The sequence below is a fragment of the Edaphobacter sp. genome, from assembly GCF_035532915.1.
In the GTDB taxonomy this organism is placed as follows: Bacteria; Acidobacteriota; Terriglobia; order Terriglobales; family Acidobacteriaceae; genus Edaphobacter.
Window position 1 is genome coordinate 1 of the sequence record NZ_DATKQC010000184.1, and the last position, 4,043, is coordinate 4,043.

Here is a 4,043-nt window from a genome sequence, read left to right on the forward strand (position 1 = left end):
TTTGATTCGCGGCATGAATTCAATACCAAGCAGGTGGCATAGGGCGAAGAGATGTTCTGTATACCCGCCCGTGTCCACGTGATGGCGCTCTGGCTGCAAGATGGTATCGTTCAACAGCAGTCCGGAAAGCACGTACAGCGACTCGCGGCTGCGGCAGGAGATCACTTGGTTGGAGAAGGTGCTGAGCTGGTCCGAAGTGTGGGTATAAACCGAGACCGCCTGATCGTAGTAGCCAAAATAGCGCGGACAAAACGAGCCGAGTAATGAGCTTTGCCGGACCGCGAAACGCTGCCCGTCTGAGGAGGAGCGGCGCCCCGTTCCCCATACGGAAGCCAGCGGGAGGCCATGATGATAATCGACGAGGATCTTGTTGGCGCCCTTGAGCGTCTCTTCGTCGAGGAACCACTGCGAGGCATATTGCAGCATGTCGACGCTGACTCCCTCCGCGCTGTGCCCCATAGCCGAGATGCCCAGATTGGTTCCATGAGCTATCAAAGCGGCGAGCAGCACGTTTTTGGGAGGAGTTTCTTTCCCGGGGAATCGTAGCGCATCGGTGAAATGGCACAGTCCGTCCACATATTGCAGCAGGTGTTCGATGCGCACCTTCTGAAGAGAAGATTCGAAAACGCGCCGCAACTCTTTGGTACTTTCCGGAACCTCCAGCGCATCGGGGCGCTTGAGTTTGAGCCGCCCGTTGTGAACCGATGCGAACGAATTGGTGGGCATCCCATCCAGAGCCTTACCAGCTACGCTGTCCAATTCGAGGCCGAGATGCTGTAACACGGGCTCGGTCCGCGAAGGCAAAGATAGGCGCGCGTAGCCCTTATCCCGCTCGGCGTTCCAGAGAGAATCCTCATAGACCAGATTCCAAAACTGTCCGTGCTTGCGGCTTTCCGCAAGATACAGATTTCCTGAACGAAGATTGTCCCGCACGGCCAGCCCCAGCGCGATCTCCCAGGTGCGCTGCTTCAAAGCGCCGTCCGCGCTTCGCAGGGGGGCCCGCAGGTTGGTTGGGTGCCACGAAATCAACCGGGGCATCCGCCGGTAGCGTTTTGAACTCTCCGCTGTCCAGCTTTCGCGCGACGCCCAGTGCGGTGAGCATTGATTCGGAGCCAGGCTGCGCCTCAAACGGCAGTTCGAAAAAACGGGGTTGGTATCGTTTGAGATGGCTGATGCGGGCATTGAGTTCGTCGGCGTAACCGTGCACTTCCAGCCGGTCTGATTCACGGCAATCGGCCATTGCGGAACACAGTTGCGGTTTGGGAATCTGCGCATAAAGGTTGAGGTACATTTGGATGGGCTGCCGGTCCTGCTCGACCACGATCTCCATGCCGCGCAATAACTGCAGGCGGCCGTCGCGTGCGCGCCGCCGATACTCCTGTTGTTTCCGCTCGAAGGAGTTCTTGGATCGTCGGCACATGCCACCCAGGAATTGATCGTTCATTTCGACCGACTGATCCAGCGTGGTCTTCAGAGCTTCCACCAGAAAACAGGCTGTCAGAGCGTGTCGCTTCGCTTCTGGCAGCCGGCGCAGATGCCAGACATCTTCGCGACGAGCGGCTTTGGCGAATTGGAGCAGCATCGCAACGCTGCATCCGGCCAGCCGGATCTTGTCAACCCCGATCAAGTGTAGATAGTGATAATGGGCCAGGAACGAGAGAATAGTATCCGGCTTGCCCTCTGGGGGATATGCTTTCAAGCGGAACAAATCGGAACGGTGCGCCGATTCTGGCACTTCCAACATCCGATCGATCTCCTCCCGGAAGCCGGAAGGCAGTTGCTCCGCGATCCTGGCAAAAACCTGCTTTTCGGCGCGCCGGCAGAGCGACTGCAGTAGGCGGGCTAACACTGCCAAGCGTGGCAACACTACTTGCAAGCCCAACAGTAGTTCCTCAGCGCGCAGCGCAACTTCGGCTAGCGAAAATCCTTCCAGCGTTCGTTGTTCGACCCAATCCGCCAACTCGTGCTGAATCTTGTAGTCGAAACCGCGCCACCCCAGATAGCGCCGCACCCGATCGGCATACTGCTTTTCCGTCACGGGCCGCAGCGCCCCCGTGACAAACAAGACCGGGGGAAGTTCAAGTTGCGCGCCGAGGTGATTGAGGATGCGCACAGGCGCGGTCTCCCCACCCTCGAGCAGTCTTCCGTAGCGGCGCAGCACGCACAATTGCAACGCGAAATGCCGGCGGTTTTCGTCGCCGCGGCTCTGCGTAGCCTCGCGTTTGTCGGCTTCCGACAGGGTCCAATGCCGCGCCAGTTCTTCCTCGCTTGGATCCTCTGGCAGTAGTACGCCACTCCAACGTCGCGGCGCTGGACTCTCGACTGCGCTCACTCACTCCCCACCTTCTTCCACATCCACATCCAGCTTCTCCATCGAGGGCCGGATATAAACCGCAGTCGTATCGATTGATTCATGGCCGAGCAGCGCCGCCAGTTCAACCAGCTTGCCAGGATGCGGGCTCAGAAACCGAAGAGCGAATGAGTGCCGAAGCGAATTCGCCGAGACGGCAAAACGCGTGAGCTTGGCCCGGCGCGCCAAGTCGGATACTGTCGCCTGAATCGTCCGCAAGGAGAGAGCCTGCCCGCCGCGCTTGCTGAGAAATAAATGATCTTCCTGGCGCAGTGATCCCCGGTCTTTCAAATAGAGCTTCAGAGCGCGCCGAGCGGTAGAGCTCAACGGCACATGGCGCTGCTTCCGGCCTTTGCACTCCCGTACCCTGACTACGCCGGAACGATCATGCAGATCCACGTCGGCGACGCGAAGATCCGTCACTTCGCCAACGCGCAAACCCGTTTCCAGAAGCAATTCGATCAGGGCATAGTTGCGCTTGGCAAGGCCGTGGCGAGTCTGCCCGGCTACCCGCAGCAGCGATTGGACTTCGGATTCAGTCAGACCTTGCGGACAGAGCCGTTCCGCCACCCTCACAAACCTGACGACCCGCGCCACGTTTTCTTTCACCAAGCCCTTGTCGAGTGCCCAGCCGAATAGCGTCTTGATGGCTTGCAGCTTGCGGTTGATGGTGGCTGCCTGAAGGCGCTCGGTGCCCAAGAGGTGTTGCCGATAATTGACGAGATCGACGGCCGTGATGCGGCGCAAGTCGCGAGGCTTGCCGCCGGCCTCTCCTTCGAGCCAGCCGCGCAATCTGCCGAGATCGTGGAGATACCCGCGAACCGTGGCCAACGAGAGACCCCGCTCGCCGAGCGATTGTCCAAACGCGTCGAGCAGTTCATCTTTCAGGATGGATTGCTCACGAAGTATTGAACGCATAATCAACCCCCCGCTTAGGGTGCCAGTTTATTGCGTTCAATATACCATTTTGGGGAACCAGTTTGCGTTCGGGACCAGCTATATGCCCTGCACGACCAGTTTTACGCCCTGATTGACCGAAAAACGGGGCAAAGGACGCTTGCTTTCTCGATCTTGAGACGCACAGAACGAGCTTCTATGTCTCCACCACAAAAACTCCAGGTTTGGCAACATACTTATAATGTGCAACTTGCTAGAGCGTAAACAAACGACCAAACGACTACTGCGTTCAATAGCTTAACGTCAAAAAAAAAGCCTTCTGTGGCCGCTAGTCCACTTAGCTACCGTCTTGGGGTTGATCTCATAGCGCATGGCCAACTGGTTCAGGCTCGCTTGACTACGTGTATCGCTCGACGCACCTCCGCAGTCGTTCGGGCGCTCCCGTGAAGTATCTGTCCCATAAAGACTCCGGTGGCGGCAAGTCTCGATGGACCACTCGACCACAATCTTGGACCAAACAGCTAGTACTCAACCAGTACTGGGTTTATGTCGGAGTCTCAGATAAACCGGTATTCCCGTCGCGATGATCACCAATCCAGGCATCGTGGTGGCAGGCCGATAGCAAAACAGGACGATCAAAATCGTCGTGGCACCCAGTACGTATAGCGCCGGCACAATGGGATATCCAAACGTTCGATAGGGCCGTTCCCACAAAGGATGAAGCCGTCGCAACCTGAATACACCGACGATCGTAAGGACGTAGAAGATGAGCACAGCGGACACGACATAGTCCAAC

The 4,043-nt window shown here is 57.7% G+C and carries 3 protein-coding genes and 2 pseudogenes; all 5 read right to left on the minus strand.

Features of this window, described 5'->3' with window-relative positions:
• The coding region (locus VMU57_RS08820; RefSeq protein WP_325382533.1) for a Tn3 family transposase at positions 1-972 on the minus strand (972 nt) is incomplete at its 3' end.
• A complete protein-coding gene (locus VMU57_RS08825; RefSeq protein ID WP_325382535.1) occupies positions 854-2,332 on the minus strand; it encodes a DUF4158 domain-containing protein in 1,479 nt (492 codons plus the stop codon). The genes VMU57_RS08820 and VMU57_RS08825, both read right to left, overlap by 119 nt.
• Complete coding sequence (locus VMU57_RS08830; RefSeq protein ID WP_325382537.1) at positions 2,333-3,268, minus strand: tyrosine-type recombinase/integrase; 936 nt, start codon at positions 3,266-3,268, stop codon at positions 2,333-2,335.
• Between the two features lie 312 nt (positions 3,269-3,580).
• Positions 3,581-3,708 (minus strand): annotated as a pseudogene (locus VMU57_RS08835) (IS481 family transposase); the annotation flags it as partial.
• Between the two features lie 67 nt (positions 3,709-3,775).
• A pseudogene (locus VMU57_RS08840) lies at positions 3,776-4,043 on the minus strand (amino acid transporter); the annotation flags it as partial.